This window comes from Citrobacter sp. CK191 (genome assembly GCF_030333435.1).
Classification (GTDB): domain Bacteria; phylum Pseudomonadota; class Gammaproteobacteria; order Enterobacterales; family Enterobacteriaceae; genus Citrobacter_B; species Citrobacter_B koseri.
The window spans coordinates 135,805-160,918 of sequence record NZ_JAOWFX010000028.1; the positions used below are offsets into that span (position 1 = coordinate 135,805).

40 protein-coding genes and 1 pseudogene are annotated in these 25,114 nt (G+C 51.3%); 23 read left to right on the plus strand and 18 right to left on the minus strand.

The window, feature by feature from the left end; translation table 11 throughout:
• Positions 1-9: 9 nt before the first annotated feature.
• The 17 genes and pseudogenes from artP to OGV82_RS07975 form a co-directional block, all read right to left on the minus strand.
• Positions 10-738, minus strand: coding sequence for an arginine ABC transporter ATP-binding protein ArtP (artP, locus tag OGV82_RS07895; protein WP_024130493.1), 729 nt, complete (start codon positions 736-738; stop codon positions 10-12).
• Positions 739-1,130: 392 nt separating this feature from the next.
• Positions 1,131-1,646, minus strand: coding sequence for a lipoprotein (locus tag OGV82_RS07900; RefSeq protein ID WP_047457878.1), 516 nt, complete (start codon positions 1,644-1,646; stop codon positions 1,131-1,133).
• 95 nt (positions 1,647-1,741) lie between these two features.
• Positions 1,742-3,040 (minus strand): site-specific integrase, encoded by a 1,299-nt coding sequence (locus tag OGV82_RS07905; protein WP_502873160.1) that lies wholly within the window; start codon positions 3,038-3,040, stop codon positions 1,742-1,744.
• 52 nt (positions 3,041-3,092) lie between these two features.
• Entirely contained in the window at positions 3,093-3,332 is a 240-nt protein-coding gene (locus OGV82_RS07910; RefSeq protein WP_199972553.1) for an excisionase family protein, read from the minus strand.
• A 384-nt stretch (positions 3,333-3,716) separates the two neighbouring features.
• Positions 3,717-4,049 (minus strand): hypothetical protein, encoded by a 333-nt coding sequence (locus OGV82_RS07915; RefSeq protein ID WP_286449764.1) that lies wholly within the window; start codon positions 4,047-4,049, stop codon positions 3,717-3,719.
• Positions 4,049-4,213 (minus strand): annotated as a pseudogene (locus OGV82_RS07920) (ATPase); the annotation flags it as partial. The gene OGV82_RS07915 and the pseudogene OGV82_RS07920, both read right to left, overlap by 1 nt.
• Positions 4,214-4,332: 119 nt before the next feature.
• On the minus strand, positions 4,333-4,911 hold the full coding sequence (locus tag OGV82_RS07925) for a hypothetical protein (protein ID WP_190286962.1): 579 nt from the start codon (positions 4,909-4,911) through the stop codon (positions 4,333-4,335).
• Between the two features lie 12 nt (positions 4,912-4,923).
• On the minus strand, positions 4,924-5,502 hold the full coding sequence (locus tag OGV82_RS07930) for a hypothetical protein (protein WP_502873743.1): 579 nt from the start codon (positions 5,500-5,502) through the stop codon (positions 4,924-4,926).
• Entirely contained in the window at positions 5,483-5,914 is a 432-nt protein-coding gene (locus OGV82_RS07935) for a hypothetical protein (protein ID WP_286462653.1), read from the minus strand. The genes OGV82_RS07930 and OGV82_RS07935 overlap by 20 nt, the downstream gene beginning before the upstream one ends.
• Positions 5,911-6,552 (minus strand): hypothetical protein, encoded by a 642-nt coding sequence (locus tag OGV82_RS07940; protein WP_286462654.1) that lies wholly within the window; start codon positions 6,550-6,552, stop codon positions 5,911-5,913. The genes OGV82_RS07935 and OGV82_RS07940 overlap by 4 nt, the downstream gene beginning before the upstream one ends.
• Positions 6,553-6,602: 50 nt before the next feature.
• A complete protein-coding gene (locus tag OGV82_RS07945; RefSeq protein ID WP_058668878.1) occupies positions 6,603-6,875 on the minus strand; it encodes a hypothetical protein in 273 nt (90 codons plus the stop codon).
• Entirely contained in the window at positions 6,868-7,215 is a 348-nt protein-coding gene (locus OGV82_RS07950; protein ID WP_058668880.1) for a hypothetical protein, read from the minus strand. Before OGV82_RS07950 ends, OGV82_RS07945 begins: the two co-directional genes overlap by 8 nt.
• A gap of 115 nt (positions 7,216-7,330) precedes the next feature.
• Positions 7,331-7,600: a hypothetical protein gene (locus OGV82_RS07955; protein ID WP_058668882.1), complete on the minus strand. Its 270-nt coding sequence runs from the start codon at positions 7,598-7,600 to the stop codon at positions 7,331-7,333.
• Between the two features lie 62 nt (positions 7,601-7,662).
• Positions 7,663-7,848, minus strand: coding sequence for a hypothetical protein (locus tag OGV82_RS07960; protein ID WP_286449766.1), 186 nt, complete (start codon positions 7,846-7,848; stop codon positions 7,663-7,665).
• Complete coding sequence (locus tag OGV82_RS07965; protein ID WP_286462655.1) at positions 7,848-8,048, minus strand: hypothetical protein; 201 nt, start codon at positions 8,046-8,048, stop codon at positions 7,848-7,850. The genes OGV82_RS07960 and OGV82_RS07965 overlap by 1 nt, the downstream gene beginning before the upstream one ends.
• The gene (locus tag OGV82_RS07970; RefSeq protein WP_244370273.1) at positions 8,032-8,265 is read right to left on the minus strand and encodes a hypothetical protein; all 234 of its coding nucleotides are present in this window, start codon (positions 8,263-8,265) and stop codon (positions 8,032-8,034) included. The genes OGV82_RS07965 and OGV82_RS07970 overlap by 17 nt, the downstream gene beginning before the upstream one ends.
• 212 nt (positions 8,266-8,477) lie before the next feature.
• Positions 8,478-9,176, minus strand: coding sequence for an XRE family transcriptional regulator (locus tag OGV82_RS07975; protein ID WP_058668888.1), 699 nt, complete (start codon positions 9,174-9,176; stop codon positions 8,478-8,480).
• A 109-nt stretch (positions 9,177-9,285) separates the two neighbouring features.
• Between OGV82_RS07975 and OGV82_RS07980 the strand changes: the two genes are divergently transcribed.
• The 13 genes from OGV82_RS07980 to OGV82_RS08040 all read left to right on the plus strand — a co-directional run bounded on the left by OGV82_RS07980 (position 9,286) and on the right by OGV82_RS08040 (position 16,759).
• On the plus strand, positions 9,286-9,513 hold the full coding sequence (locus OGV82_RS07980) for a helix-turn-helix domain-containing protein (RefSeq protein WP_072274353.1): 228 nt from the start codon (positions 9,286-9,288) through the stop codon (positions 9,511-9,513).
• A gap of 32 nt (positions 9,514-9,545) precedes the next feature.
• The gene (locus tag OGV82_RS07985) at positions 9,546-10,370 is read left to right on the plus strand and encodes a BRO-N domain-containing protein (protein WP_058668890.1); all 825 of its coding nucleotides are present in this window, start codon (positions 9,546-9,548) and stop codon (positions 10,368-10,370) included.
• Positions 10,367-11,275 carry a helix-turn-helix domain-containing protein gene (locus OGV82_RS07990; RefSeq protein WP_286449768.1) on the plus strand — a complete coding sequence of 303 codons (909 nt, stop codon included), beginning with the start codon at positions 10,367-10,369 and terminating at the stop codon, positions 11,273-11,275. The genes OGV82_RS07985 and OGV82_RS07990 overlap by 4 nt, the downstream gene beginning before the upstream one ends.
• Before the next feature lie 16 nt (positions 11,276-11,291).
• A complete protein-coding gene (locus tag OGV82_RS07995; protein ID WP_286449769.1) occupies positions 11,292-12,173 on the plus strand; it encodes an ATP-binding protein in 882 nt (293 codons plus the stop codon).
• Positions 12,170-13,525, plus strand: a complete 1,356-nt coding sequence (locus OGV82_RS08000; RefSeq protein WP_286449770.1) for a replicative DNA helicase — start codon at positions 12,170-12,172, stop codon at positions 13,523-13,525. Before OGV82_RS07995 ends, OGV82_RS08000 begins: the two co-directional genes overlap by 4 nt.
• Before the next feature lie 10 nt (positions 13,526-13,535).
• A complete protein-coding gene (locus OGV82_RS08005; protein WP_190286969.1) occupies positions 13,536-13,847 on the plus strand; it encodes a hypothetical protein in 312 nt (103 codons plus the stop codon).
• A complete protein-coding gene (locus OGV82_RS08010) occupies positions 13,844-14,659 on the plus strand; it encodes an antitermination protein Q (RefSeq protein ID WP_286449772.1) in 816 nt (271 codons plus the stop codon). Before OGV82_RS08005 ends, OGV82_RS08010 begins: the two co-directional genes overlap by 4 nt.
• 194 nt (positions 14,660-14,853) lie before the next feature.
• Positions 14,854-15,048 carry a hypothetical protein gene (locus tag OGV82_RS08015; RefSeq protein ID WP_286449773.1) on the plus strand — a complete coding sequence of 65 codons (195 nt, stop codon included), beginning with the start codon at positions 14,854-14,856 and terminating at the stop codon, positions 15,046-15,048.
• A 106-nt stretch (positions 15,049-15,154) separates the two neighbouring features.
• The gene (locus OGV82_RS08020) at positions 15,155-15,547 is read left to right on the plus strand and encodes a phage holin family protein (protein ID WP_286462656.1); all 393 of its coding nucleotides are present in this window, start codon (positions 15,155-15,157) and stop codon (positions 15,545-15,547) included.
• Positions 15,537-15,815 (plus strand): phage holin family protein, encoded by a 279-nt coding sequence (locus OGV82_RS08025; protein WP_286449775.1) that lies wholly within the window; start codon positions 15,537-15,539, stop codon positions 15,813-15,815. The genes OGV82_RS08020 and OGV82_RS08025 overlap by 11 nt, the downstream gene beginning before the upstream one ends.
• The gene (locus OGV82_RS08030; RefSeq protein ID WP_219936309.1) at positions 15,815-16,357 is read left to right on the plus strand and encodes a glycoside hydrolase family 108 protein; all 543 of its coding nucleotides are present in this window, start codon (positions 15,815-15,817) and stop codon (positions 16,355-16,357) included. The genes OGV82_RS08025 and OGV82_RS08030 overlap by 1 nt, the downstream gene beginning before the upstream one ends.
• Entirely contained in the window at positions 16,354-16,629 is a 276-nt protein-coding gene (locus OGV82_RS08035; protein ID WP_286449776.1) for a hypothetical protein, read from the plus strand. Before OGV82_RS08030 ends, OGV82_RS08035 begins: the two co-directional genes overlap by 4 nt.
• On the plus strand, positions 16,574-16,759 hold the full coding sequence (locus tag OGV82_RS08040) for a hypothetical protein (protein WP_286449777.1): 186 nt from the start codon (positions 16,574-16,576) through the stop codon (positions 16,757-16,759). The genes OGV82_RS08035 and OGV82_RS08040 overlap by 56 nt, the downstream gene beginning before the upstream one ends.
• A gap of 48 nt (positions 16,760-16,807) precedes the next feature.
• Here OGV82_RS08040 and OGV82_RS08045 read toward each other — a convergent pair whose 3' ends face one another.
• Positions 16,808-17,071: a hypothetical protein gene (locus OGV82_RS08045; protein WP_286449778.1), complete on the minus strand. Its 264-nt coding sequence runs from the start codon at positions 17,069-17,071 to the stop codon at positions 16,808-16,810.
• Positions 17,072-17,373: 302 nt separating this feature from the next.
• Between OGV82_RS08045 and OGV82_RS08050 the strand changes: the two genes are divergently transcribed.
• The 10 genes from OGV82_RS08050 (at position 17,374) to OGV82_RS08095 (ending at position 25,062) form a co-directional block, all read left to right on the plus strand.
• A complete protein-coding gene (locus OGV82_RS08050; protein ID WP_286462657.1) occupies positions 17,374-17,742 on the plus strand; it encodes a hypothetical protein in 369 nt (122 codons plus the stop codon).
• Positions 17,743-17,749: 7 nt separating this feature from the next.
• Complete coding sequence (locus tag OGV82_RS08055) at positions 17,750-18,619, plus strand: glycosyltransferase family 9 protein (RefSeq protein WP_286462658.1); 870 nt, start codon at positions 17,750-17,752, stop codon at positions 18,617-18,619.
• Positions 18,600-19,214: a methyltransferase domain-containing protein gene (locus OGV82_RS08060; protein ID WP_286462659.1), complete on the plus strand. Its 615-nt coding sequence runs from the start codon at positions 18,600-18,602 to the stop codon at positions 19,212-19,214. Before OGV82_RS08055 ends, OGV82_RS08060 begins: the two co-directional genes overlap by 20 nt.
• A 1-nt stretch (position 19,215) precedes the next feature.
• The gene (locus OGV82_RS08065; RefSeq protein WP_286462660.1) at positions 19,216-19,578 is read left to right on the plus strand and encodes an HNH endonuclease; all 363 of its coding nucleotides are present in this window, start codon (positions 19,216-19,218) and stop codon (positions 19,576-19,578) included.
• 109 nt (positions 19,579-19,687) lie between these two features.
• Positions 19,688-20,125 (plus strand): phage terminase small subunit P27 family, encoded by a 438-nt coding sequence (locus tag OGV82_RS08070; RefSeq protein ID WP_200077462.1) that lies wholly within the window; start codon positions 19,688-19,690, stop codon positions 20,123-20,125.
• Positions 20,125-21,855, plus strand: a complete 1,731-nt coding sequence (locus tag OGV82_RS08075) for a terminase large subunit (RefSeq protein ID WP_200077429.1) — start codon at positions 20,125-20,127, stop codon at positions 21,853-21,855. The genes OGV82_RS08070 and OGV82_RS08075 overlap by 1 nt, the downstream gene beginning before the upstream one ends.
• Positions 21,852-22,007, plus strand: coding sequence for a hypothetical protein (locus OGV82_RS08080; RefSeq protein WP_200074534.1), 156 nt, complete (start codon positions 21,852-21,854; stop codon positions 22,005-22,007). Before OGV82_RS08075 ends, OGV82_RS08080 begins: the two co-directional genes overlap by 4 nt.
• On the plus strand, positions 22,001-23,227 hold the full coding sequence (locus OGV82_RS08085; RefSeq protein ID WP_048241144.1) for a phage portal protein: 1,227 nt from the start codon (positions 22,001-22,003) through the stop codon (positions 23,225-23,227). The genes OGV82_RS08080 and OGV82_RS08085 overlap by 7 nt, the downstream gene beginning before the upstream one ends.
• Complete coding sequence (locus OGV82_RS08090; protein ID WP_200090000.1) at positions 23,220-23,822, plus strand: HK97 family phage prohead protease; 603 nt, start codon at positions 23,220-23,222, stop codon at positions 23,820-23,822. Before OGV82_RS08085 ends, OGV82_RS08090 begins: the two co-directional genes overlap by 8 nt.
• 10 nt (positions 23,823-23,832) lie before the next feature.
• The gene (locus tag OGV82_RS08095; RefSeq protein WP_200074537.1) at positions 23,833-25,062 is read left to right on the plus strand and encodes a phage major capsid protein; all 1,230 of its coding nucleotides are present in this window, start codon (positions 23,833-23,835) and stop codon (positions 25,060-25,062) included.
• The last annotated feature ends 52 nt before the right edge of the window (positions 25,063-25,114 follow it).

The following is a 25,114-nucleotide window of genomic DNA, read 5'->3' on the forward strand; positions in this document are numbered from 1 at the left end:
TCCCGAATCTTAGTGAGATAAATAGTTTTTAAATGCATCGGTCTGCGGGTTCGCAAAGCAGCTCGCATCCCCTTGCTCGACGATGTGACCGTTTTCCATATAGATCACTCGGCTGGCGGTTTTACGCGCCACTTCTACTTCGTGAGTGACGATCACCTGGGTAATTTTGGTTTCCGCCAGTTCACGAATAATACTGACGATTTGCGCGGTGATTTCCGGGTCCAGTGCGGCGGTTGGCTCGTCAAACAGCAGCACCTGCGGCTCCATCATTAACGCACGGGCGATAGCCACACGCTGTTGCTGACCGCCGGAAAGATGCAGAGGATAGCGATCGCTGTAAGGTTTCAGACGCAGACGTTCCAGCAGCTTCTCGGCACGCGCCAGCGCCTGGTCTTTTGACAGACCCAGCACGCGGCAGGGCGCTTCAATCAGGTTTTGTTGTACCGTGAGATGCGGCCAGAGATTGTATTGCTGAAAAACCATGCCTACGTTCTGGCGCAATTCACGAATCGCCTTATCGGAAGGTGTTTTCGTGAAGTCGAAATGATTTCCTGCGATAGTGAGCGTGCCGGAGCGCGGCATCTCAAGCAGATTGAGTACACGCAGCAGCGAGCTTTTACCCGCTCCGCTTGGGCCAAGTAACACCAGCGTTTCGCCCTGAGGGCAATCCAGCGTGATATCGAACAGCGCCTGATGCGCGCCGTAGAAGCAATTAATGCCGTTTAATTGAATACTCATTGATTCTCGTATGCTGGCAGTCTGATAACTGTACACGTCATCCTTCATGCTGCCTCTTTGTTGGCTGCTGAGTGACTCGTCTCACCCTGAGACTCGCCCTTACGGACCGTTGCTCGCGACGTTCAAATCTGTTCCTGACAGATTTGTCACTCCAGTCACTTGCCGCCTCGACGCATCATGAATGATTTTGTGTATGTTGAGGCCGCAGATAGTACCTTTGACAGAATAGTTATGCAATATTTATGCGTTAAAAGTTAAATGCAAACCGCATTCTTCACTAAACATAGCACAAAATAGCGGGGGCGGTAGGCGGCAAGAATAATTGTCGGCATTCTATGCAGAATGCCAGACAATTTGTGGGGCTTATGATTTATCGACGTTTTGTCGGGTGATCAGCGGTTTTCGACGGACTGGCGCAGCGTACCGGCTGGCGCGTGGACGCTGCCGCCAAGATAACGCACATCATCAATAACCCAGCACTGACCCTCATGGATCATCAGCACTTCGTCGCGCCAGGTCTGGTCGCCTTGCTTCAGCTCCACGCGCAGCGGGATGTTGCGGGCGTCGCGATTAGGAATGGTGGACGCGCTGGCTACGCTGGCGCTATCCGGGAAGGTGGTGCGGCTGGAGAACGGGTCGCTGCTCATCAACTGGCGGTGTTTGCCATCACGGCTGGCGTCAGAGAGCAGTTTTGCCAGGTTGTCGCTTAAGTAAGGGCGAAGGGCGGTAATGTCGTTAGTACGGTTTTGAATGCGGTAGTCATAAAATTGTTGAGCCACGCTGTCCGGCCCGCCTTCTATGCACGACCCGCTGCGCGGGCCATTGTCTTTATAAGCAGGAGTGACGGTTGTGCAGGCACTGAGCAGCAGTGCGCAAGGGACGAGCAGAGAGAGTTTGCTGTAGCGCATAGTGATTTCCTTATAAGCGATCTGCCAAAAAGCGATCTACGATAATCAATTATATCTTTTCTATGATTGTATAACCGGTTAACGTATTGTTATTTCTAAACTAAACTTGCTGCCAACCCCTTTTGGGGCACCTTTGGGGCAGTGGCTGCCAGCCTCTGATTCAGTATATCAACCTGTGACTGGTTATTGTCGGCCATCCATGCACCATATACTGTATAGACCATCTGAGCATTTGCATGTCCCATCTGTGCGGCAATAAAATTAGGATTGGCTCCAGCGGCGAGTGACCAGCAGGCATAAGTGTGCCGGGACTGATACGCTTTTCTGTATCGTAAACCGGCTCGTCTCATCGCTGATTCCCATATCCTGTTTAGTGACGTTGCAGCATAATGCGCTCCGGACTTTCCTGAACGTGTGGTAAGCTGAGGGTTGAATACGAAGGTACATGAATGTGCGCTTGTCCGGCCAAATTCGCGTAGCTTCACCTCAACTTTATGTTGTTTGCCCAGCCTTGTGAGTGATGCCTGGTTTTTTAATGCATCAATCGCAGGTTGTATCAGATGTATCACCCTGTCGGTTCCTGCCTGGGTTTTCGGCAGGGTGAACTCTTTAGCCTGAGTGTAATTTCTCCTGACAACCAAAGTGCCCGCTTTAATATCGATGTCTTCCCACGCCAGCGCGCACAATTCTCCATGTCGCATGCCAGTGTAAACAGCCAGGGACCAGAGATTTTTGATCTGCTGGTGGTGGCAGGCGTCAATGAGTCGCGTAAATTCGTCCTGTGAAAGCGGATCTGGTTCAGCTTTTGCTCTCTTCAGTGTTGATATTCCACTGAACGGATTTTGTGAAATGTAGCCATTGCATGCTGCAAACTGGAACATTCCACAGACAATCCCCATATAAGCATTTACTGTCGCCACACTACGTCCCTTCGGTGTCAATTCACGGTTTGGTCTCGCTACCTGATGACCTGTCATCAGTTCCCGTCTGAAAACGAGCAAGTCTTCCTGTGTTACAGCGGAAGCAAGAACCCGCCCTCCAAGCAAAGAAACACTCGTTTTTACGATCGACTCATAGCGGATCATCGTGTTTCTCGATATTTCCATTTCCTTAAGGCCAAGCCATTTGTCCGCCAGTTCAGCGATAGTGATGTCTTTATTCACCACGCCGAACTGCTTCAGATTTGGCGAATCAGGAAACCGTTCCGCATAGTTGAAGCTACCAGTCTTAATTAAAAAGCAGACAGAAGCCCGTAACTCACCTGCAATTTTGCGATTTTTAGGGGTGTCAGGCACCCCCAGATTTTCACGTACACGCTTCCCTTTATAGTGGAAGCAGATCCGGAGTTTACCTCCGTGGTTTTCAACGCCGGTTGGATAGGCCGGTTTAGCCATAAATCCTCCTGCGTCCAAGAGCTTCATCAGATTACATCCTCAAAGATTTAAGTCAAAGATCGACTGCTGGATTCGGCTGGCTTTTGATCCAACGGTTTATCTCAGGGATGCAGTACATGCACTCGCTCGTTGGCTTCGGGCTGCCGTCGGGCGCTATGTGCTTGTATTCTCGTCCGAGCATCCAGGATTCCTTGCGGGCCCGGAGAACCGTTCCGGGTTTTAGCCCGGTAACTGCTATCAGAACCTTTTCTGTAACCCACTCATTAGGGGCCAGAAGAATGACATCGCTCATACCCACCTCACGCCACATTCAGGCCACGGCAGTGGCACCACGTTTCAAACATTCGTTTAACCACTTCACGGCAGTAAAAACCGTCACAATCCCGCGTTAGGTCATACCGGCAGCCATACCGCTGGCGGACCCACATTTCGGATTCTCTGTTCATCGTTACACAGCCCCGATCGCTTTCTGTACCACCCGATAACCCCGTTTCCGTGGTTTCTTTTTCGCTTCTACGTGTACCGCGGCAACCTGAGGGCTGGTGGTAATGGCGTAGACACTCCGTTGCGCATGTTGCGCCGGGAGCACATTTTCCAGATGATGCGGTCGGTGTAGTCCCGGCCATCGTTAACGGTCACAACTGAGCGCACCAGTTCATCATCCAAATCGACCATTTCACCCATTGTTGGCCTCCTTGCTGAATCCAGCGTTGATAACGCTTTTGGCAATTTCGCTGGCGGTAGCGTAGGCCAGCTCTCCATCCTCACCAATAACTGCTTTCATCAGTTCATTCTGGAGAACGCTGTCATAATTGCGCGGCCAGAATTCCGTAGGCATACTGAAGCTCTCACAGTAGAAAAAAGTATCGATGGTAATTTGCGCTGCCTGTTCGGCGGAGCGTTTCGGCTGACGGTAACCTGCCTCCCAGATCGCATCTGTCATTGCAGACGGATCGCACTTGGCGGCTTTAATGAGTTCTACCAGCTCGAACATGTTGGATTCGACCATCACTTCACCCTCACTTCGATCCCGGCGATGGCGCAATAGCGCTCGATTGATTCCTTCACCCAGCGTTTATAGGTTTCTGGGTGGAATACTTCCGTCTTGCCGCTGCCGCTCCAGAATGCCTTCGAACTGGTATCAGGAAGGGTGATGGTCAACGTTTTGCCAGCAGCGTCATCCAACTGAAGCCTATCGAGAAGGTCAGCCAGATCATTACTGTTGATTGTTCCGCTTTTACGGCATAGTGACGCCAGCAGTCTGATCCGCCAGTCCTGTGTTGTTGATTCGCTCATCGTTCTATCGCCTCGCGATGTAGTTCAAAGACCGTCGATTTCATTGGCATAATCACAAGAAGCGGATCACCGTAGAAACTGTTAACTGCGACGTTGAGCAGGATCTGACATGGTTTTTCGGGCCCGAAGAAATTTAATTTAACGGGCATCGAGCTAAATTCAGCGCCAAACATACGATAGGGCAGAGCCAGAAGCTCTGCTGAGAACGGCGGAAACTCATCACACGGTTCAACATCTGTCGGCAGCAGCTTACTCAGGTCAGGAAAATTACCCCCAACCAGTTCAAGTTCGTTATGGCCGACAGGTCGCCTGCTGTCGTCCATGTGTGCGGCGATCCACTGGCTGTCAATTTGTTGGAATACAGTTCCTTCAGCGGTAGCCGGTATTTCACCGTGGAGAATGAAAACTGCATCAATATCGGTCTTTGAACCATGTTCCATGGAAACGGCCGCAATACCATTAGTTGCCTGAATGTGGGTTGGGGTTATGTGAACACCCCGTAGGTATTTGCGTTCTTCTTTCTTGCTGGCGACGCAGCACAGGGCTGCGCGGAGTAAATCGGTATAGATAAACATTAATATTTCCCCTCAGTGCATAACTGGCATTTCTGGTATGCCGCTGGTTTTAATCATTCCGATGTAGTCATCGTGAAGCATCTCAAGTCCCTCTCGCCCAAAGGGTGACATCCTGAATCCGTCTCCGGGATCTGCAATCACCATGTTCTGGTACATGCGAAGAGCCATCTTTGAACCCTTCTCCACGCCGTATTTCTCAATCGCGATACCTTCTACGTGGTTGGCGAGAGAAAAACGTAACGGCCCAGGGTAAACGCTGATTGCACCGTGCTTGCCGGAATAGATAACGGCTGTATCAACGCCGCCTTCGTCGTTCGGAACGTCGATCGTCCCGTTCTTCTCCCGCTCCTCAGTTATGAATACCGCGGCGAGCAGCCAGCGCCAGACAATGATTTGTTTATCGATGTTGAGTGTGATCCAGTTGCTTTCCACTGCTTCCATAATGCAGGCCAGCAGTTCCAGCCCTTCCGCAATGCTTTTGTCATAGTGACCGTTGTCGAGCTGGCGAATAGCTGCGGAACATCCAATCACGCGATTTCCAAACCGAATGCCGGTTGACGTAGGTTCGGGATTAAATGTTGTGCGATCCATTGCGTACCTCTGCTGGTTTGCTGGACTGAAGTTCTTCGCGCTCTTTCACAAAGCGGACATGCATGGCGTCCCACTTTGCGCACCACTTCTGCATTTCTCGCTTACGCGCCAGGATGCGACGCAGACGGCGGACACAACGCTGGTGGGCGGCAAGATATTCGGCCTTTGTTTCTCCGTCTCGCCATACTTCTCTGTCGTCGCGATCAATACGCACCCGAGGGTGACGCTGCGGAAAACCTGAACGCTCAAAAGCCTCGGTGGTCATGAAGAAAGCCAGATAGCGGATCGCCGTATCTCGCGTGAAGCATTTTTTAATACGTCCGTGGCGTACTGCCACGAACAGCGAGCCAGCTGGCGTGTCGTGTTTTTGTAGTGCCTGGTCAATGGTGCTGGCGGTTCTGTTGTCGATCATCGTTTTATTTCCCCTGCTACTTTTTGCATCAACCCGGCGTGCAGGTCTGGATGGATTTCATCGCAGACTGACTTCCAGTCACGAGCCTGTTGCATCTTTGCTGCATGCCATGCTGTATGTGCTTCCTGTACGCTGTCGAACAACCCGAGATGTTTGGTTTTCCCTTTTATGCGGATTTTCGCCCGAAACTTACTACGTAGCTTGTGCCGGCTCACACCCTGCGGTAATTCACTGCGTGTTCTGGCGTGGTCAGCGCCAAAGCCGTTCAGTGCTTGCGGAATGAATACACAATGCTCTGGTGAATAAATTTTATTACCGGGATGTAATAAATCTTTGTCCAGTGCGCAGCCTTCACGGTAATGGGCTTTCCAGAAGGCCAGAAAATTACTGAAATAAAGCCACTCATCGCACACAATACATCCGGCGTAGGTGCGCGCGTCCTGCTCTGTGTTCGGTTTGTAGCAACGTTGAATCATGTGACGCCAGACGTCGTACGCGCTGTGATGATGGCATTTACCGTCTATCCAGATTCCACACGGGAAATCAACATCAAAACACCCAATGCCGCAAACAAGTCTCTTCTTCTTTTTCCGCGAGATTTTAGATTCTAAAAAATGGTCAATTTCGAATTTGTTCACGAATTACACTCCCGTATTCAGGTCATGAAAGCCCACTGCAATGAACGCGCTCAGGAATCCTGATTGCTGTTAGTGCCACTGGCGCAGACCTCCATTACGTCTTCAGATGGAGTGACAACCCAGCCAGCCTGGCGGGCCATTTCGATAAATCCGGTCAGCGTCAAAAGATGTTCGTTATCAGCAAGGCGTCGAACTGTAACCAGACCGTTACGCACATAAACCAGCACTCGCCCGGAGAAATCCGGCGAAACATGCAGATCAGCCGTCAGCGACCGAGAATGGGTAGGAGCGCTATTGCGTAAAAATGTATTCTGACTAATCATCAGTTAACTCCTCCGCTTTTAATGATTGTTCCGCCAGCGTTGCAATAACAGCATTCATAAAATCCACACCATCGGGTGTTAATTTATTAATACCCACGCATGCTGAATAATGTTCAGAAATTAAGTCCTCTGCCTGCTCATGTTTATGCATGTCATAAATCATCGCTTCGAAAAGTTTTATCAGCGCTTTCGTCAAAATATCTTCGTCAAGTTCAACGGGTAATTTTGAACCATCTTCCAGCTTAACTATCTGGAAATAACTTCCGGTTCTCCGCATCATTGAATCGAGTTTTGCCCGGACAAGATGACGGCGGCGAGTTTCAATCAGGCTTGTTTTCATTGTTACCGCCCATATGCTTTGCGCAGAAAAAGGTTTGCAATATGCAGGTAGCCATTGCCATAGCGGGCAAGTAATGTTGCTGTTTTATGTGCTGCTTTATCTTTCAGAAATTTCATTATTGCCCCCCTTTGGATGTATTCTCCATCGTCATTTTGGTCATGAAACAAAGCTCATTCAGTAACGAGGTGAATCGCCCGGCCACCTTCACATCAGTGCGTGTGATTGCTGGCATCAGTAACTCGATAAACTCCGCACGAAGTTCATGCGCATATTTATTAGCACACTCTGCTGTTTTACTTGCTTTATTTATATAAAGAAGATCATCATCCTGGATAACGGAATGAACCTTGGTCTTTACAGCTTCATTTCTGACGATAATATCCATCTTCATTTCCTTGGGGTGAGCGATTCCCCACCTGTTAAGGTGTAATATATGTTTTCGCGAATTTACTGCTTGCTCGGTTCGAGTTTGGTTTCTGCTTGCTGAATTGAATCCCCAACACCTTCAAGCAGGGTCATTACTGCCATAATCAATGTGCGCTCATAATCATCTCTCGGGTTTTCCGCCCATTGATTCAGAACTGCTTCTGCTTGTTTGATTCGGTTTCTGGCTCCTAATAAACATGTGCTCATTATTCACCGCCTTGACCGCTGAGTTGTTCAATATACCCACATGCAGTTTCATTCGTTTTCTGCATTGATCTGATTAAACATGCGATTTCATGATCTGCTTCTGGTGGTAATTCATTGATGCGATAAATAACCTCAAGTAACGAGGTGTTTTCAACGATGTCAGCGGCAATACTTTCAAGCATGTTAATTGGAGTTTTCATTGCTCACCTCCTTTGCTTTAGACGAGTTAATATATTTCTCTGCCGAATCCATATTGCAATATGCATCGGAAGCTAGCATTCTAACTCCTGAAATAGCCCCCTCAAGAACCGTTTCATCCAGTGATGATCCACAATGCTCTAGTGCAATTAATAGACAGACGATGCTATCGACTTTCTTTTTTGCATTGCTTAATAAGGGGGGGTATGAAGTTGTCATCTCATTGGCTCCGTTGTTTTGCCGATGAGTGAACTGTAAGTCATGCAATAACTTATTGCAATAACAAAACTTATTTTTATTTTGCATTTTAGTTTAATACATTGATTTTTTTAGTATAAATTTTATTTTATGGGCCTATTTTACCGACTGACGCGCATGAAAAAGCCGCATTTAAGCGGCTTCACATGGGGAGAGGTAGGTTATTCAGAGTATTAAAGCCTGTTGTAATTTATTGATTCGTGCATGATTGCTTTGCCCATCACATATAGCTCGTCTTGGCTCTCTTCCGTGATATACCATTTTTCATAAGCGGGGTTGTCGGATAAGACGGCAAGTCTGTTTCCCTGCATCTGGAGGCGCTTAAGGTGGAATGTTTTACCAAAAACGAACACATACACTCCGTCAGTGAGGAAGTGACGGACCGAAATGTCAACGAAAACGCGATCTCCTGAATTGAAGGTATTGGCCATGCTATCGCCATTTACAGTCATTACTTTTACGACATCTTCACTACGATTCCCAAAAAGGGATTTGGCGTGTTCTGTCGTGTATTCTATGGCATGTAAAACTTCAACAAATTCAGAAAGCATAAATGTGCCAGGCCCTGCACTTACAGAAAGATCAAGTACTTCAACCCTGAATACATCGGAGTTAGCCCGCAGCTCTTTATCATTCATATTCTCAATCACGTACCCCTGTTTATGAGGGGTGTGATCTTTACCAGTCGAAAGCCATTCGGGGCTAACGCCCAGAACTTGAGCGATCTCAACCAACTTACGTGATGAGTTGGTTTTCCCGGAGGCTAGGCGCCAGATAGCTGGCTGCGAGACCCCAACCATCGTAGCCAATTCAGCCTGAGTTAGGCCGGCGTCAGCCATCGCTTTTTTAATACGATCTGAGAATGTGTTCATAAGAGTAAGCCTATACAAAAAGTTATTACACGGCAAATACGATAAGTTATTGCATAATCTTATTCAAGGTTATAATCTTGCTTTGTGTTTAATAACTTTTGGTATTTCCATGACCAACCAACATGTAAAAAGAGCAATCGATATTCTTGGTGGGCAAGCCGCATTAGCTAGGGCCTGTGGCGTTACTCAACCCGCTGTATTCCGTTGGCTTAATGGTAGTCGTGTAAAGGCCGACCATGTCATGTCCATTGTGAAAGCTACCAACGGCGAAGTTAAAGCTTATCAGATTCGTCCGGATCTTCCTGATACTTTTCCGCACCCATCCTCAGAGGTGTGACATGTCACACGCGAACAATGGGAAGCTCAAATATGAATGCCACCATTAAAACGTTCGACTTTAAGTCTGATGCTGGTGATCTGCTGGCTTCGGTTCGTACTGTGCAGATTGATCGCTCTCCGTGGTTTTTCGCTGTTGATGTGTGTGAGGCGTTGGGCCTGAGCGATACCAACAAAGCGCTTTTGTCGGTAGATGAAGAGGATAAGTGTGAACACGAACAGTATTCGGGTTCGGGTCGTAAACCAATGTTGGTTAATGAATCCGGGCTTTACACGCTCATTCTTAAAAGCCGCAAAAAACAGGCTAAACGCTTCAAGCGCTGGGTCACTTCCGATGTGCTGCCATCTATCCGAATGACGGGATCATACAATCTTATCCCGTCTAATAATCTTCCTGATTTTTCCGATGAGGTTGCAGCTGCTCGTGCGTGGGCCGATGAACGAGAGGCGGCACGGCGAGCAATTGGATACGCAGAACGCCAGGCAAGGTACATCCAGCATCTGGAAAATCTTTTCAGCCCGGGGATGACCCCTACGCAGTTTTGTAAGCGTCTCAACGGCGTCAATGTGCAGCAGGTGACGGCCTTTCTTGAAGAACACAACTGGCTTTATGACGATCGTCCTGAGTCCAGGCGTCCGGCGTGGCGCGTAAAGGCTTATGCGCGCGATCTTTATCTGACCGAACGCCGCCACCTTGTCGAGCATGATGATTTTGACAGTTTCGACACATATACCCCTGTCTTACTCCGCAAAGGAGCGGTGTGGATTTATCGCCAGTATCTCAAAGGTGCTCTGCCGATGAAAAAGAGCTGGAACGGGGAATTTACCCACGACAAAGAATTAGCAGGTGCAGCATGAGTAGCAAAATTTTGGGCAACGTCTGGGACGCATGCGCTGCGCATGACGTTAAGGGCGCGAAGCTAATGATTATGGCTCGCCTGGCTGACTACTCGAATGATGATGGTGTTAGTTATCCTGGGGTGGAAACAATCTGTCGCCAACTGGGGCTGGGAGAGAGCACGGTCAGGACAGCGGTTGCAGAACTTGAGTCTGCTGGCTGGTTACGTCGTGAATCACGTCGCAAAGGAAATCGTAATACGTCCAATCTTTACTACCTGAATGCCGAACGCCTTGAGGCGCTGGCACGCGCTGAACGGGATAAAGTTTCAGCAATGAAACAGCAACGCAGAGCAACCAGCTTTCACCCGTCAGATTCTGAACCTTCAAATTCTGACCCGTCAGATTCTGGACGTCCATACGGTTTTCACCCGTCAGATTCTGACAAAAATGGCGTTTTGACCCGTCAGAATCTGACCCCAGATCCACAAGGTTTAAAACATGATCCACAAGTAAATTCAAAACATGAATCGCAAGATATTGGCGCATCTGCTGGCGCGCCTGCACCAACTCGCTCTGTAAAACAGGATTATTCAACGGAGTTTGAAACAGTGTGGCAGGCATACCCTAAGCGCGCTGGTGGAAATCCCAAGTCGGCAGCATTCAAGGCGTGGAAAGCCCGCCTGAAAGACGGGGTTACCCCTGAAGCCATGCTGGCAGGCGTTAAGCGCTATGCGGCTTACTGCCTGGCGACCGGTAATACCGGCACACAGTACGTCAAGCAGGCTGCAACGTTCTTCGGCCCCGATCGCCACTTCGAAGAGTCCTGGCAGACTCCGTCCGCTCCCGGAGGTGGGCGTCGCAATGCGCTCCCTGTATCCGGCTTCAGCGAGCAGGACTATGGCGAATCGGGTTGTCAGTGGTAAAGCGGGGATAATTAAAATGTTAAATTTGTTGAATCAGCAGAAAGATCGCGCTGACCTGAAGGCAAGACAGGAGCGCCTGAACGAAGAATTAAATTTCGCACTGGAGCATAAACTTCCGTGGGGATATGGCGGCTGGGACTCAGGGAAAACCAAGACCACTACCTGCGAAAAACATGGCGAATTTGAGCGTTTCACTCTGGTAGGAAAAGATTTTCGCGGCGGTGATAATTTTAAACACTCACAGTGTCCGGAATGTCTGCGGGATGAACTTGCGGAGGTTGACGCAAAACTGCGTACACTGCGCGTTACTGAATTGCTGGATCGCGCTGGTATTGCCCGCCGCTTCGAGGATTGTGAGTTCGATAACTACCAGACTGTAAATCAGGATGCGGCGAAAAACCTCTCTGCGTGCCGGGGCTATGTTGACAACTGGGAACGCTGCTTTGATGCAGGACTGGGCCTGCTGATGGTCGGAAAATGCGGAACCGGGAAAAATCACCTGGCTGTTGCTATGACAAAAAACCTCATCCGCAACCACCTCGCCCGGGTTGAAATTACCGATGTGATGCGCGTTATGCGTGCCGTAAAAAGCACCTGGCGCCATAACTCTGAGACGACAGAAGACAGTGTGCTGGACCACTTTGCGTCGCTGGATCTGCTGATTATTGATGAGGTCGGAGTTCAGTTCGGCAGCGCCTCAGAGCTGGCTATCTTGCAGGAGATCGTCAACGCTCGCTATGAAAGTGTGCTGCCCACCATCCTGATTAGCAATCTGACCTTTGAGCAGCTTAAGGATTCCATTGGTGAGCGCATCGTTGACCGCGTGACAAACGGTGGACACAACCGGCTGGCATTCAACTGGGAAAGCTTCCGTGGCAAAGACGGGTGGTCTAAATGACGCCAGTATGGAGAAACGATGATCTGGAAGGTGCGGTAATTGGCGCTATTTTTCTGCGCGGTGCTGATCATGAGGTTCTTGAAATCATTTCCCGCCTGCCAGCAAGCGTTTTTTATGTGCGGCAGTACCGTGAAATTTATTCCGGCATATGCCGTCAGGTGCGTGGAACGGGGGTTATTGATCCTCTTCTGCTTTGCGAGAGCATGCCGGAGCAGAGTGCGGTTATTATGGCGTCAGGGCAAATAGCCTGGGCGAAATCAGCGCTGGTTTCCTACGTTTCTGTGCTGGAACGTAACGCAGCTGTACGCGATGCGGAAGTGGTGATTGAAAATGCCCTTGCAGGAATCCGGGCAGCGGCCAATGGTGAGAGTGCAGTTGAAGCGCTGAAATCTGCACAGGCCAGCATCGCGACTATCTCCCTTTCCGCAAACACCGTACAGCCAGTTCATATTGATGAAATCCTGCCTGCTGTCGTTGATCGTGTTGATGCCCGGCATCAGGGGCTGGAGACAGCAAAAAGCCTGCTCACTGGCATTGAAGAGCTGGACGAGAAAACAGGCGGTATTGAACCCACGGATCTGGTGTTTATCGCTGCCCGGCCATCAATGGGTAAAACCGAACTGGCGCTTGATATTATCGACAAGGTATCGGAGCAGGGGCGTGGTGTATTGTTCTTCACCATGGAGATGGCCAGCATTCAGATTGGTGAACGAATGGTATCTGCCGCCGGTGGTATGTCAGTTTCCCGACTCAAGGCTGCGGCGAAGTTTGACGATGAGGACTGGGCGCGGTTATCAACCGGTGTTGGTCGTCTTACCGGACGCCCGATCTGGATGGTGGACGCTACCAATCTGACGGTTGAGCAAATCCAGCAGGTCGCCACCAGTCACCAGATTGCCCACCCGGAAATTTCCCTGGTGGTCATTGATTACCTCTTACTCATTAAGATCCAGAGTACGGCACGTTATGACCTCGCTGTAGGTGAAATTTCAAAGGGGTTAAAAAATCTGGCTAAGGCAAACCAGACTCCCGTAATCGCATTGAGCCAGCTTTCGCGAGGCGTGGAGTCCCGACCGAACAAACGCCCAATGAACTCCGACCTTAAGAACTCAGGCGAAATAGAGGCTGATGCCGACATCATCATGATGCTTTACCGTGACGAGGTATATAACCCTGAGTCACCAGCAAGGGGGATCGCGGAAATCAATATCACCAAACAGCGTAACGGCGTTCTTGGGACCGTGTACCGTCGTTTTTATAACGGACATTTTCTCCCGGTAGACCAGGAAGAAGCCAGGCGGAAATCAGCACCACAGCAAAAATCACAACCTCGACGTTATGCAAAAGCCTAAGGAGTCAGCAATGGATCGTCTTATTCGCGAAATGTCGTATTTATTCACCAAAAAGCGTTTTGAGGAACTTCAGGAAGCGGCTTGTGAAATAGCGACAGGACACAGTGATTTTCCGGAATGTTTTGGGCTCATTGCTGATGCTATAGCGGAATTTGTTGAAGGAACTCCCGAAGATGAATGGCGTGAGCATGAAAAAATCTTTATGCACTACGTTGCGATGCGTGCGCTGTCACTGTGGGGGAATGGTGAAAAGGTGATGGATGTTGGCTGGGCACATCCTGGCTGGTTCGGTACAGCAGAGAAGGGAGATACCATCCAATGAAATTGGAATCATCCTTAAAACATTTCAGCCCTCAGGGGATGCACATCAGCGACGGTGTGAAAGGCACATCACCGGATCGGATCACCGGCACTGATGTTATGGCGGCCATCGGCACCACCAGCAGCCGCGCACGATTCGGCCTGGCTGCTTTCTTCGGCAAAGCGGGGATCAGCAAGACGGATGAACAACTGGCGGTTCAGGCACTGGCGCGTCACGCGATGGCGACGGCTCCGAAGAATGTCAGAAAGGCCGCAGGGACTGAGTTCGGCTGGTGCATGCAGGTACTGGCGCAGTTTGCATTTTCTGAGTATTCCCGTTCTGCGGCCACCAGCGCGACATGTCACAGTTGCAATGGTTCCGGGCGTGTAACGGTGACCCGGACAATCCGCAAGGTATCTTACCCGTGGGGTAAAGCTCCATACTGGGCCAGCAAGTCCCGCGCTGTTCGTCCGTCAGACTGGGAGCAATGGAACGAGGTCACGGAGAGTGTCCCGGCTGTCTGTGAAGTTTGTGAAGGTAAGGGAACGATAAGCGCCCGGTGTCGCTGCGGTGGCAAAGGGGAGGTGCTCGATCGCAAGGCTACGAAAGAGCATGGGGCGCCGGTATTCAAAATCTGTGAGCGTTGTGGTGGTGAAGGGTATTCGAGAGTGTCTTCTGCGACCGTTCACCGCGCTATTCTCAGACGTCTACCGAACCTCCATCAGTCGTCGTGGTCCCGCAACTGGAAGCCATTATATAAAATGCTGGTGGATGTGTTGCACAAGGGGGAGAGACACGCTGCGTTAGAGTTTGAGAAGGCAACCAGTTATTGATGTGATTGGAACAAATGCCGACAATTTTTTGCACGATAAGGTTGACTTTGCATAAAACTGTCCTGTATCCTTCCAATCGTGGGATATTACGCCTGCACGACATTAAACCCGCCCAAGCGCGGGTTTTTTTATGCTTATCACATCAGTAAATAAGTTGTTTTGATATCATGCCCCCTTTAATAAAGGAGGTTCTGATGAGCAGTGAAGATAATGTGTTAGGAAAAATAGAGAGAGTCGCAACAACTCAGAAAATTGAAGAGGTGAATCAAGCTCTTTCTAACGGGTGGATGATAATCAGAACTAGTGAAGATGTTATTCCATTGGATGATGGTGGTAAGACGACCTACATCACCTATCACCTTGGCAAGCCAAGAAAAATACCGACCTAACAACGTCTTATCTAAAACAAACTATTTCAAAATAGGCTGCCTCTCCGGGCGGCCTTTTTTATTTCCCCTCAATTCTGAGAGGACTCACAGCAATAGAGGGGGCTAAATGTCCGATCCTGTAACTGGCACTGGCGCGACACTCTTTGGTGGGCTGGTGGGGTCCGTAATTTACGGAATTTTCACTCATACCGATTTTGGTGTCGTGTTTGGCGCGTTTGGCGGTGCGGTTTTTTACGTTGCAACGGCAGCAAACCTTACTCGCGGTCGCTTGGGGGCATATTTTATTACATCTTTCATCGTTGGCGTGCTCGGTGCCGGTTTGTTGGGATCAAAACTCGCTGCATGGACAGGCTACAGCGATCGTCCGCTGGATGCTCTTGGTGCCGTTATCCTTTCTGCTCTGTGTATCAAGATACTGACGTTTCTGAACAGTCAGGATCTAAATAGCCTGTTCGGTATGCTTTCGCGTCTGCGCGGAGGAGGGGGCAATGTTAAATGATCCTTCTGCTTTCTTTAATGCGTTAATTTGTGGGGTGATTGTGGTTGCGCTGATGTTCTACCAGCGTGGCGGCGCGAGACATCGCCCTCTGATATCGCTGGTGGCCTACTTCACAGTGCTGGTATATGCCAGCGTCCCATTCCGGTATCTGTTCGGTCTCTATCAGGAATCACACTGGATGGTAGTCATCGTTAATTTGATCATCTGCGCCGCCGTACTATGGGCTCGGGGAAACGTGGCGCGTCTCATAGATACTCTGAGGCACTAATGACTAAAGACGAAATTTTTGACGCCATTCTCGGTAAAGAAGGGGGTTACGTTAATCATCCTGACGATAAAGGCGGGCCAACAAACTGGGGAATTACGCAAGCGGTAGCTCGGGCCCACGGGTACACCGGAGATATGCGGAACCTCACCCGCCAGCAGGCGCTGGATATTCTGACAGCTGACTACTGGACGGGCCCACGCTTCGACCTTGTTTCTGAGGTGTCACCAGCCATCGCCGCCGAACTCTGCGACACGGGCGTAAACATGGGCCCATCGGTTCAGACCAAATGGTTTCAGCGCTGGCTGAACGTGTTCAACATTCAGGGCTCACTTTATCCCGATCTGATTGCAGATGGCTTTATCGGTCCGCGAACTATCAGCGCGCTGAAAAGCTATCTTTCTCGTCGCGGGAAAGAGGGCGAACTGGTTATGCTCCGCGCCCTGAATTGCAGTCAGGGTCAACGTTATCTCGAACTGGCAGAACAGCGCAGCGCGAACGAGACGTTTGTTTATGGCTGGGTAAAGGAGCGGGTGGTTATATGACGCTGGAGATGATTATCGGGCTGGCCGCAGCGGTGATTGCCGCTATCGCTGGTGCTTTTGGTTTCGGCCATGCGCGCGGCACCAGTAAAGCGGAAGCCAAAGCCGAAAGGCAGCGCACCGAAGAGAACGCAGCGGCAACGGTGGCGGCAGCAGAGCGACAGGCAGAAGTAACCAGAGAGGCCAGTGATGTGCAAGAAACTGTTAAGCGTATGCCTGATGATGACGTTGATCGTGAGTTGCGTGAACAATTCACCCGCCCCGGTAGTCGTTGATACAGGGTGCCTGTGGACGCGAATTCTCTACCTGACCGACCACGACATCGATGTGCTGGACAAGCAGACGAAGCGCGACATCCTGGCGCATAACAAAGCGTGGCAGACGAACTGTCAGAAACAAAATTAATCTTATTTCTGAGTTTAAAGAGCTGGAGCCTTAGGCTCCAGCATCATCTTAGTCCTTCTTGGTTTGGTATTGGAGATAGGTTTCTATAACATCTTTATCTTCTTTAGTAAGTGATTCTTTTTTCTCTATGCTTTCTGCTAACTTCTTGAGCACTTGATCAAAGTCAAAAATCCCTTTTTTGTTAATAAGATGGACTTGCTGCTGCACTATCTGACGCAAAACCCACACTTCGATGCGAAGCCTGTCGCATGTTCCTTCAAGTGCGTGTAACCGTTGCTCTACAGTCATATTTGAACGTTGATCTTCTATCATATTATCTCCTTTTCAAAGAGTGTGTATTTTGGCAAAAATCCTGAGTTTAAGTTGAGCTTTTGTCAGAAAATATTACTTTCAGGCAATTTTATTGTGTCGTACTAGCATGCCAAGGTAGGCCCCTCATGTTGAGTAAAATCATGGCATGTGTAGCGAGTGGCCCATCACTCACACCTGAAGATTGCCAGAAGCTCCATATTGCTAACATTCCTGTTATTGCTGTCAATAGTTCCTGGCGTTCCGCACCATTCTGTTCAGCTATCTATGCAGCAGATTGCTGCTGGTGGGAAGAAAACCACCGCATGATCGCTTCACCTGCTGAAAGATGGTGCGGCGATGAGTTTACCGCCCGCCGCTTTGGTATTAACTGCTTTCCCTCCGCGTTGCCTGGTTCCTTCAACTCCGGGCAACGCGCCATTGAACTGGCGCTCCATCTGGGCGCGCACCGTGTTCTGCTTCTGGGGTACGACTGCTCAATACGGCACGGCACCCACTGGCACGGCAACCACCAGTTGCTGGCTAATCCGGATAAATTCAGCGTGGCGCGCTGGCATGATGAGTTCAGCCGCCTGCTGGCTATCGCTGGTGGTACCGAAATTATTAACTGTTCCCGCTATACGCGGCTTACCTGCTTTCCCCGCCAGCCGTTAGAGGCTGCGCTTTCTCTGTAGGACATTTATGGCATTAAGACGAAAGGTCTGCATCCGAGGGATGTACGGGCTTGGTGATTCTATTTATCAGCGTGCGTTTGTGCGTCAGTTCCCTGGCGCGTTCCTGCGTACTCCATGGCCGGAGCTTTACTCTGATCTGGATGTGCGATTTGTCCGCTCCGGTACCAGCCTGCGAACGCAGCGTAAAAATGAAGAGAAAACGGGCGTGGTGTATGTGCGGGAACCGGCGCGCCCGTCAGAAGTCCTGACTATCTTCTATGGTCCGGAAGAGCTGAAGAAAGGTTCCATTGTTGACGCCATGACATGGCAGTTCGGCAAGGCGGCCAGCGTGTTCGATTTGCCGTCGTATGGTGAGTCACCAGTGACGGTGGATAAGCCGATCGCAGTGATTCGTCCTGCAACCGTCCGTAAAGAGTGGGCGAACCCGGCACGCAATCCTGAACCGAAATATCTGGCCGCTGCTGCCAGGGAACTGCGCAAGCATTTCTACGTAGTAAGCCTGGCTGATCTGGAAGATGGGGAAGAGTGGCTGGTGGGTGAGCCACCTGAAGCCGATTTGCAGCTGCACAGCGGCGAGCTGTCTCTAACCGAAATGCTGGCGCTGGTGGAACATGCCGCCGTTGTCGTTTCTGGTGTGGGCTGGGCGCTGCCTGCGGCAGTCTGCTACAAAACGCCTGTTTTCATCATTCAGGGCGGCTGCGGCGCCCACAATGCCCCGCATATCGTTACAGATCCTGAAATGGACCTGTCCCGTGTCGGCTGGGCGCAGCCCGATGATTACTGCATGTGCGCCAGCATGGAACACGACTGCAACAAGCACATCACAGGTTTTCTGGACAAATTCAAAGGCTGGTTACATGACACTGTTCTCAAATGAACTGCAAAACGGCCTGGTGTGGTTGCCCGAGCTGGGGATGGGACGTTATCCCGTTCCTGCTGACCGGCCCTATAACGAGGATTACTTCGCGCGCTATCAGGCAATGGCCGATACATCTATGGGGCAGCAACTGACGGCGGCACGTATTCAGCTTGTGATGCGCCACTATCATGGGCCGGTGCTGGATGTGGGGATCGGCTCAGGTCAGTTCGTCAGCAGTTACCCCGGCGCGCTGGGCTTCGATGTTAATCCTGCGGGCGTGGCCTGGCTGCATGAACGTAATGCTTACGCCGATCTGTATGCCAGCCGCTGGCGGGCGCTTACGATGTGGGATGTGCTGGAGCATATCGATGATCCGGAACGCGCGGTACGACAGGCGAAAGAGTTCGTTTTTGTTTCGCTCCCGATATTTGACAACGCTGAACATATTCTGACTTCCCGCCATTACCGTAAGGATGAGCACATCTGGTACTGGACGCATGAAGGGCTGCTGATGTGGTTCGAAGCGCAGGGATTCACCTGTGTTGAGCACAACACGATTGAAAGCAGGCTGGGGCGCGACGGGATAAGCAGCTACGCATTCCGGAGGAAATAGCATGCCACCGAGAACGCCGAAAGCCTGTAGAAAACGAGGCTGCCGGAACACAACGACCGATCGCAGCGGCTACTGTGATGAGCATAAAGGTGATGGCTGGCAGCAGTACAAGCCCGGCCAGACACGCCACCAGCGAGGCTACGGAACTGCATGGGATCGACGGCGCATTCGGATACTGAAGCGTGATGGCGGGCTCTGTTGTGAGCACCGCAGGCAGGGGGTGGCTGTCGAGGCTCGCCACGTTGACCACATCATTCCTAAATCTCAGGGCGGCACGGATGATGATACGAATCTGCAAAGTCTCTGCACCGCCTGCCACCGGGCGAAGACAGCCCGCGAAGGACGCCACCCCGGGGGGAGGTAAAATCTCTCCCGCCTTTGCCTTCCCGGACTGCCCGCCTCATCAAATTTTTACGCGCCCAAAATAAGAAACTTTTTTCGGGAAGGTTTTGCCTATTGATAAAGGGGATTTTATGGGGGGTGTTGTTAGATCTTCAGGTGGAGGTCGAAAACGGATTTTACCCGTCGGACAAAAAAGCAAACTGACCAGGATCGCGCCGCCTGATGAACTGATGGGGGATGTCGCGATCCGTCTCTGGAAAACACAGAGCAAAATTTTAATTGAACGCGGCGTGTTTGAACTGGAGGACGCCCCGATTTTGCTGGCGTACTGCAATGCGTTTCATCTGATGCTTGAAGCCGAAAATATTATTGCGAAAGACGGCCTGACGGTATCCAGCGAAATGGGCGGTGAAAAAAAACACCCGGCCATTAATGTCAGAAATGACTCTGTATCGCAACTCGCCCGTCTGGGTTCACTTCTTGGGTTAGACCCGCTCAGCCGCATTCGTATGACCAGCGGCAAAAATGATCCGGACGATGAAGGGAATGAATTTGATGAGTTTGACTGATGGCTACATATCCGAACGTCAATGCGGCGAACCAGTATGCGCGGGACGTCGTGAACGGGAAGATTCTGGCCTGCCGGTTAACCATTCTTGCCTGTCAGCGACATCTGGACGATCTGGAGCGCGCTAAAGATCCAAAATGGCCTTACCGCTTCGATAAAAATAAGGCAGAGCGATTTCTGCGATTTGCCCAGAAAATGCCGCATACCTCCGGCGAATGGGCGCGTAGAAAGCTGCGTATTGAGTTTGAACCCTGGCAAAAGTTTTCTCTGGGCGTGCCGTTCGGCTGGGTACGCAGGGATAACGGGTTTCGCCGGTTCACGGAAATATACATTGAGGTGCCGCGTAAAAACGGTAAATCGGCGATTGCTGCCGCTGTCGGGAATTACATGTTCTGCGCTGATGGCGAGTATGCGGCGGAAGTTTACTGTGGCGCCACGACCGAAAAACAGGCGTGGAAAGTGTTTGCACCCGCGCTGGCGATGGTGAAGAAACTCCCGTCACTGCGTCAGAAATTCAGCATCAAGCCTTGGGCGAAGAAAATGACCCGCCCTGATGGTTCGTTGTTTGCACCCGTTATCGGTGACCCCGGCGACGGCGATTCACCGTCCTGCGCCATCATCGATGAGTATCACGAGCATGATACTGATGCGCTCTATACCACGATGACCACCGGGATGGGGGCGCGTGAACAGCCCATCACGCTGATCATCACGACAGCGGGCTTTGATATTGCTTCCCCCTGCTATGAGAAACGCGCACAGGTTGTCGAAATACTGGAACGCATCAGGGAAGGGGGCGAAAACGAGGCTATTTTTGGGATTATTTATACCCTTGATGACGAAGACGATTGGACTCAGCCGGAAGCACTCATTAAGGCGAATCCAAACTATGGCGTGTCGATAAAAGACAGTTTTCTCAGGGCGAAGCAGTTGCTGGCGATGTCCACGCCGAGCCAGACCAACAAGATCCTGACGAAACACTTCAATAAATGGGTAAGTTCTAAAGCGGCTTACTACAACTTACAGAAGTGGATGGCAGCAGCGGATAAGACGCTGAAATTGTCAGACTTTGCCGGGGAAGAGTGTTATCTGGGCATCGACCTGGCATCAAAACTGGATCTGAACGCCGTCGTGCCGATTTTTCGGCGAGAAATAGACGGCCTGAGCCATTACTACTGTGTTTCGCCTCTCTTCTGGGTGCCGGAAGATACCGTATACGCCACGGACCCGGCGTTGAAAACGATCGCCGACCGTTACCAGTCCTTTGTTAATCAGGGCGTGCTGGTTCCGTCGGACGGGGCAGAGGTGGATTACCGCCTTATTTTCGAAGCGATCCTGAAATTACGTGAAACCGTGAAAATAGCGGCGAGCCCGATTGACCCTTATGGCGCCACAGGCCTTTCCCATATGTTGCAGGATGAAGGGCTGGAGCCCGTCACCATCACCCAGAACTACACCAACATGAGCGACCCGATGCGGGAGATTGAGGCCGCGATCGCTGCTGGCCGCTTCCATCACGACGGTAATCCGCTGATGACATGGTGTGTGTCAAACGTTGTCGGGAAGTATCTGCCTGGCAGTGATGATGTTGTCCGCCCGGTCAAAGAGGGCGGTGGTAACAAAATCGATGGTGCCGTCGGCATGATGATGGGTGTTGGCCGCGCAATGCTGAACGAGCCAAAAGATTTTCTCTCCAATCTTGATCCAGACGAGGACGTTTTATTCCTGTGAAATCACTAATTATCGATGTCGCCGGGCTGTCTGGCTTTGGCGCGCTGGTGGGCGGTATTTACCTAAAATACGGCGCCGCGACTGCGCTTATGGCTGGCGGTGCCGGGCTTCTGTTATGGGCGCTGCTGGCAGCAAGGGGATCAAAATGCTGATTAATGCCATGTTCAGAAGCAACTCGCTTGAAAATCCGGCTGTTCCGTTGACTGCTGAAGCGGCCGAAAACGACGGGATTTTTAACGGTGACGTGATCGTTAACCCCAAAACGGCGATGAAGCTGGCGGCGGTGTATGCCTGTATTTACGTCATTTCCTCTAACGTTGCCCAGATGCCGCTACACGTTATGCGGCGAACCGGGAAGTTTGTGGAGCCAGCGCGGGATCACCCCGTTTTTTATCTGGTTCATGATGAGCCGAACGACTGGCAAACCAGCTATAAATGGCGCGAGCTGAAACAGCGCCATATCCTCGGCTGGGGAAATGGCTATACCCACGTAAAGCGTAATCGCCGGGGTGAAGTTATCCAGCTTGAAGCCTGCATGCCATGGGAAACGACGCTGCTGAATACTGGCGGGCGCTACACCTACGGCATGTACAACGAAGAGGGCTCTTTTGCTATCAGCCCTGACGACATGATCCACATCCGGGCGCTGGGGAATAACCAGAAGATGGGGCTGAGTCCGATACTCCAGCACGCCGAAACGATCGGTATGGGGATGAGCGGGCAGAAATATACCGAGAGCTTTTTTAGCGGGAATGCCCGTCCGGCGGGGATTGTGTCGGTAAAAGGGGAACTTAACGACAACTCCTGGGATCGTCTCAAAAAGATGTGGCAGAAAGCCTCTGCCATGCTGCGCAGCCAGGAAAACAGAACCATGTTGCTGCCGGCAGAGCTGGATTATAAAGCTCTGACCGTCTCCCCTGTTGATGCCCAGCTCATCGACATGATGAAGCTTAACCGTTCAATGATTGCCGGAATTTTCAACGTACCGGCACACATGATTAACGACCTGGAAAAAGCGACATTCTCCAATATCTCCGAGCAGGCCATTCAGTTTGTGCGTTACACGATGATGCCCTGGGTAACGAACTGGGAGCAGGAGATAAACCGTCGTCTGTTCACCCGCGCCGAGCGGGAGGCCGGGTATTACGTCCGCTTTAACCTGACAGGCCTGCTGCGCGGCACGCCGAAAGAGCGTGCTCAGTTCTACCACTTTGCCATCACTGATGGCTGGATGAGCCGCAACGAGGCTCGCGCCTTTGAGGATATGAACCCTAAAGACGGGCTCGACGAGATGCTGGTGAGCGTCAACGCCGCAGATCCGGCAAAAGATTTTAAAGACGACGATAAAACGGAGGGCAATTCCGATGAGTGACGATCGGGAAATACGCTGCTACAGCGGCGAAGTCAGGGCCGAGCAGCACGATCAACAGCCGACGCGCATTATCGGTTATGGCTCGGTGTTTAATTCGCGCTCTGAACCGCTATGGGGGTTCCGCGAAATTATCAAGCCAGGCTCGTTTGATGACGTGCTGGGCGACGATGTACGTGGCCTGTTCAACCATGATCCTAACTTTATTCTGGGGCGCAGCGCGTCCGGTACGCTGACGGTTTCGACCGATGAGCGTGGTTTGCGTTACGACATCGAAGCACCCGACACCCAGACCATCCGCGATCTGGTGCTGGCACCGATGCTGCGCGGCGACATCAACCAGTCCAGTTTTGCCTTCAAGGTCGCCCGGGACGGCGAGCGCTGGTATGAGGATGAAGAGGGCGTGGTTATTCGTGAGATTTCGCGTTTCTCGCGTCTCTTTGATGTCAGCCCCGTAACGTATCCGGCGTACCAGGAAGCTGATTCCGGGGTTCGCTCCCTGAAAGCCTGGCAGGAAGCACGCGACAGCGGCGCGCTGAAGCTTGCCATTAACCAACGAATGGCGCGTGAGCGCGTCCTGACACTTCTTAATGCATAAGGAAACATCCATGAAGCTTCATGAAATGAAACAAAAGCGCAATACCATCGCGACCGAAATGCGTGCGCTGAATGAAAAGATCGGCGATAACGCCTGGACTGATGAGCAGCGCACTGAATGGAATAAGGCTAAAACCGAGCTGGAAGGGCTGGATGAGCGTATTGCCCGCGAAGAAGAGTTGCGCGATATGGATCAGAAATACATCGATGATAAAAGCGATGAGCAGCGCGACAATCTGGATAAGGATAACGGTAAAAAGCCGGATGAACAGCGCGGCCAGATTTTTGATAAATGGATGCGCCACGGTGCCAGTGAGCTGACCGCTGAAGAGCGTAAGGCCCTGCGTGAGCTGCGTGCTCAGGGTGTCGCGCCGGATGAAAAGGGCGGCTATACCGTGCCGGACACTTTCCTTGCGAAAGTCGTCGAGCAGATGAAGGCTTACGGTGGTATCGCCAGCGTGGCGCAGATCCTGACAACCTCCGACGGACGCACTATGGAATGGGCAACGGCTGACGGTACAGCCGAGGTCGGTGTCCTGCTTGGCGAGAATGAAGAAGCCGGTGAAGAAGATACCGAATTTGGCATGGACAGCCTGGGCGCGCTGAAAATGACCTCCAAAATCATCCGCGTGTCTAACGAACTGTTGCAGGACAGCGCGATCGACATGGAAGCTTATCTTGCCCGCCGCATTGCAGAGCGTATCGGCCGTGGTGAAGCGCGTTATCTGATTCAGGGTACCGGTGCCGGCACACCGAAACAGCCGAAAGGTCTGGCCGCCTCCGTGAGTGGCACCACGCAGACTGCGGCTGCCGCTGCGGTGAAGTGGCAGGAAATTCTGGCGCTGAAGCACAGCATTGATCCGGCATACCGTCGCGGTCCGAAGTTCCGCCTGGCATTTAACGACAATACGCTGAAACTCATCAGCGAGATGGAAGATGGTCAGGGGCGTCCGCTGTGGCTGCCGGATATCGTTGGCGTGGCACCAGCCTCTGTGCTGAATGTGCCGTATGTTATCGATCAGGAGATTGATGATATCGGGGCGGGTAAAAAATTCATGTTCTGCGGTGACTTTGACCGCTTTATTATCCGCCGCGTGCGCTACATGATCCTGAAACGCCTGGTGGAACGTTACGCTGAGTTTGATCAGACCGGCTTCCTGGCGTTCCATCGCTTCGACTGCATCCTGGAAGACACCTCCGCCATTAAAGCGCTGGTGGGCAAAGGCAGCGCCAGCAGCTGATAACCTTTATCACGGAACAACAGTCCGCCGCGTAATGCGGTTTTTTTGTGCC

Coding starts and splice junctions, on each gene's coding strand:
- artP (WP_024130493.1), bottom strand. CDS start 738: ATGAGTATTCAATTAAACGGCATTAATTGCTTCTACGGCGCGCATCAG.
- OGV82_RS07900 (WP_047457878.1), bottom strand. CDS start 1,646: ATGCGCTACAGCAAACTCTCTCTGCTCGTCCCTTGCGCACTGCTGCTC.
- OGV82_RS07905 (WP_502873160.1), bottom strand. CDS start 3,040: ATGGCTAAACCGGCCTATCCAACCGGCGTTGAAAACCACGGAGGTAAA.
- OGV82_RS07910 (WP_199972553.1), bottom strand. CDS start 3,332: ATGAGCGATGTCATTCTTCTGGCCCCTAATGAGTGGGTTACAGAAAAG.
- OGV82_RS07915 (WP_286449764.1), bottom strand. CDS start 4,049: ATGGTCGAATCCAACATGTTCGAGCTGGTAGAACTCATTAAAGCCGCC.
- OGV82_RS07925 (WP_190286962.1), bottom strand. CDS start 4,911: ATGTTTATCTATACCGATTTACTCCGCGCAGCCCTGTGCTGCGTCGCC.
- OGV82_RS07930 (WP_502873743.1), bottom strand. CDS start 5,502: ATGGATCGCACAACATTTAATCCCGAACCTACGTCAACCGGCATTCGG.
- OGV82_RS07935 (WP_286462653.1), bottom strand. CDS start 5,914: ATGATCGACAACAGAACCGCCAGCACCATTGACCAGGCACTACAAAAA.
- OGV82_RS07945 (WP_058668878.1), bottom strand. CDS start 6,875: ATGATTAGTCAGAATACATTTTTACGCAATAGCGCTCCTACCCATTCT.
- OGV82_RS07950 (WP_058668880.1), bottom strand. CDS start 7,215: ATGAAAACAAGCCTGATTGAAACTCGCCGCCGTCATCTTGTCCGGGCA.
- OGV82_RS07955 (WP_058668882.1), bottom strand. CDS start 7,600: ATGGATATTATCGTCAGAAATGAAGCTGTAAAGACCAAGGTTCATTCC.
- OGV82_RS07960 (WP_286449766.1), bottom strand. CDS start 7,848: ATGAGCACATGTTTATTAGGAGCCAGAAACCGAATCAAACAAGCAGAA.
- OGV82_RS07965 (WP_286462655.1), bottom strand. CDS start 8,048: ATGAAAACTCCAATTAACATGCTTGAAAGTATTGCCGCTGACATCGTT.
- OGV82_RS07970 (WP_244370273.1), bottom strand. CDS start 8,265: ATGACAACTTCATACCCCCCCTTATTAAGCAATGCAAAAAAGAAAGTC.
- OGV82_RS07975 (WP_058668888.1), bottom strand. CDS start 9,176: ATGAACACATTCTCAGATCGTATTAAAAAAGCGATGGCTGACGCCGGC.
- OGV82_RS07980 (WP_072274353.1), top strand. CDS start 9,286: ATGACCAACCAACATGTAAAAAGAGCAATCGATATTCTTGGTGGGCAA.
- OGV82_RS07985 (WP_058668890.1), top strand. CDS start 9,546: ATGAATGCCACCATTAAAACGTTCGACTTTAAGTCTGATGCTGGTGAT.
- OGV82_RS07990 (WP_286449768.1), top strand. CDS start 10,367: ATGAGTAGCAAAATTTTGGGCAACGTCTGGGACGCATGCGCTGCGCAT.
- OGV82_RS07995 (WP_286449769.1), top strand. CDS start 11,292: ATGTTAAATTTGTTGAATCAGCAGAAAGATCGCGCTGACCTGAAGGCA.
- OGV82_RS08000 (WP_286449770.1), top strand. CDS start 12,170: ATGACGCCAGTATGGAGAAACGATGATCTGGAAGGTGCGGTAATTGGC.
- OGV82_RS08005 (WP_190286969.1), top strand. CDS start 13,536: ATGGATCGTCTTATTCGCGAAATGTCGTATTTATTCACCAAAAAGCGT.
- OGV82_RS08010 (WP_286449772.1), top strand. CDS start 13,844: ATGAAATTGGAATCATCCTTAAAACATTTCAGCCCTCAGGGGATGCAC.
- OGV82_RS08015 (WP_286449773.1), top strand. CDS start 14,854: ATGAGCAGTGAAGATAATGTGTTAGGAAAAATAGAGAGAGTCGCAACA.
- OGV82_RS08020 (WP_286462656.1), top strand. CDS start 15,155: ATGTCCGATCCTGTAACTGGCACTGGCGCGACACTCTTTGGTGGGCTG.
- OGV82_RS08025 (WP_286449775.1), top strand. CDS start 15,537: ATGTTAAATGATCCTTCTGCTTTCTTTAATGCGTTAATTTGTGGGGTG.
- OGV82_RS08030 (WP_219936309.1), top strand. CDS start 15,815: ATGACTAAAGACGAAATTTTTGACGCCATTCTCGGTAAAGAAGGGGGT.
- OGV82_RS08035 (WP_286449776.1), top strand. CDS start 16,354: ATGACGCTGGAGATGATTATCGGGCTGGCCGCAGCGGTGATTGCCGCT.
- OGV82_RS08040 (WP_286449777.1), top strand. CDS start 16,574: ATGATGACGTTGATCGTGAGTTGCGTGAACAATTCACCCGCCCCGGTA.
- OGV82_RS08045 (WP_286449778.1), bottom strand. CDS start 17,071: ATGATAGAAGATCAACGTTCAAATATGACTGTAGAGCAACGGTTACAC.
- OGV82_RS08050 (WP_286462657.1), top strand. CDS start 17,374: ATGATCGCTTCACCTGCTGAAAGATGGTGCGGCGATGAGTTTACCGCC.
- OGV82_RS08055 (WP_286462658.1), top strand. CDS start 17,750: ATGGCATTAAGACGAAAGGTCTGCATCCGAGGGATGTACGGGCTTGGT.
- OGV82_RS08060 (WP_286462659.1), top strand. CDS start 18,600: ATGACACTGTTCTCAAATGAACTGCAAAACGGCCTGGTGTGGTTGCCC.
- OGV82_RS08065 (WP_286462660.1), top strand. CDS start 19,216: ATGCCACCGAGAACGCCGAAAGCCTGTAGAAAACGAGGCTGCCGGAAC.
- OGV82_RS08070 (WP_200077462.1), top strand. CDS start 19,688: ATGGGGGGTGTTGTTAGATCTTCAGGTGGAGGTCGAAAACGGATTTTA.
- OGV82_RS08075 (WP_200077429.1), top strand. CDS start 20,125: ATGGCTACATATCCGAACGTCAATGCGGCGAACCAGTATGCGCGGGAC.
- OGV82_RS08085 (WP_048241144.1), top strand. CDS start 22,001: ATGCTGATTAATGCCATGTTCAGAAGCAACTCGCTTGAAAATCCGGCT.
- OGV82_RS08090 (WP_200090000.1), top strand. CDS start 23,220: ATGAGTGACGATCGGGAAATACGCTGCTACAGCGGCGAAGTCAGGGCC.
- OGV82_RS08095 (WP_200074537.1), top strand. CDS start 23,833: ATGAAGCTTCATGAAATGAAACAAAAGCGCAATACCATCGCGACCGAA.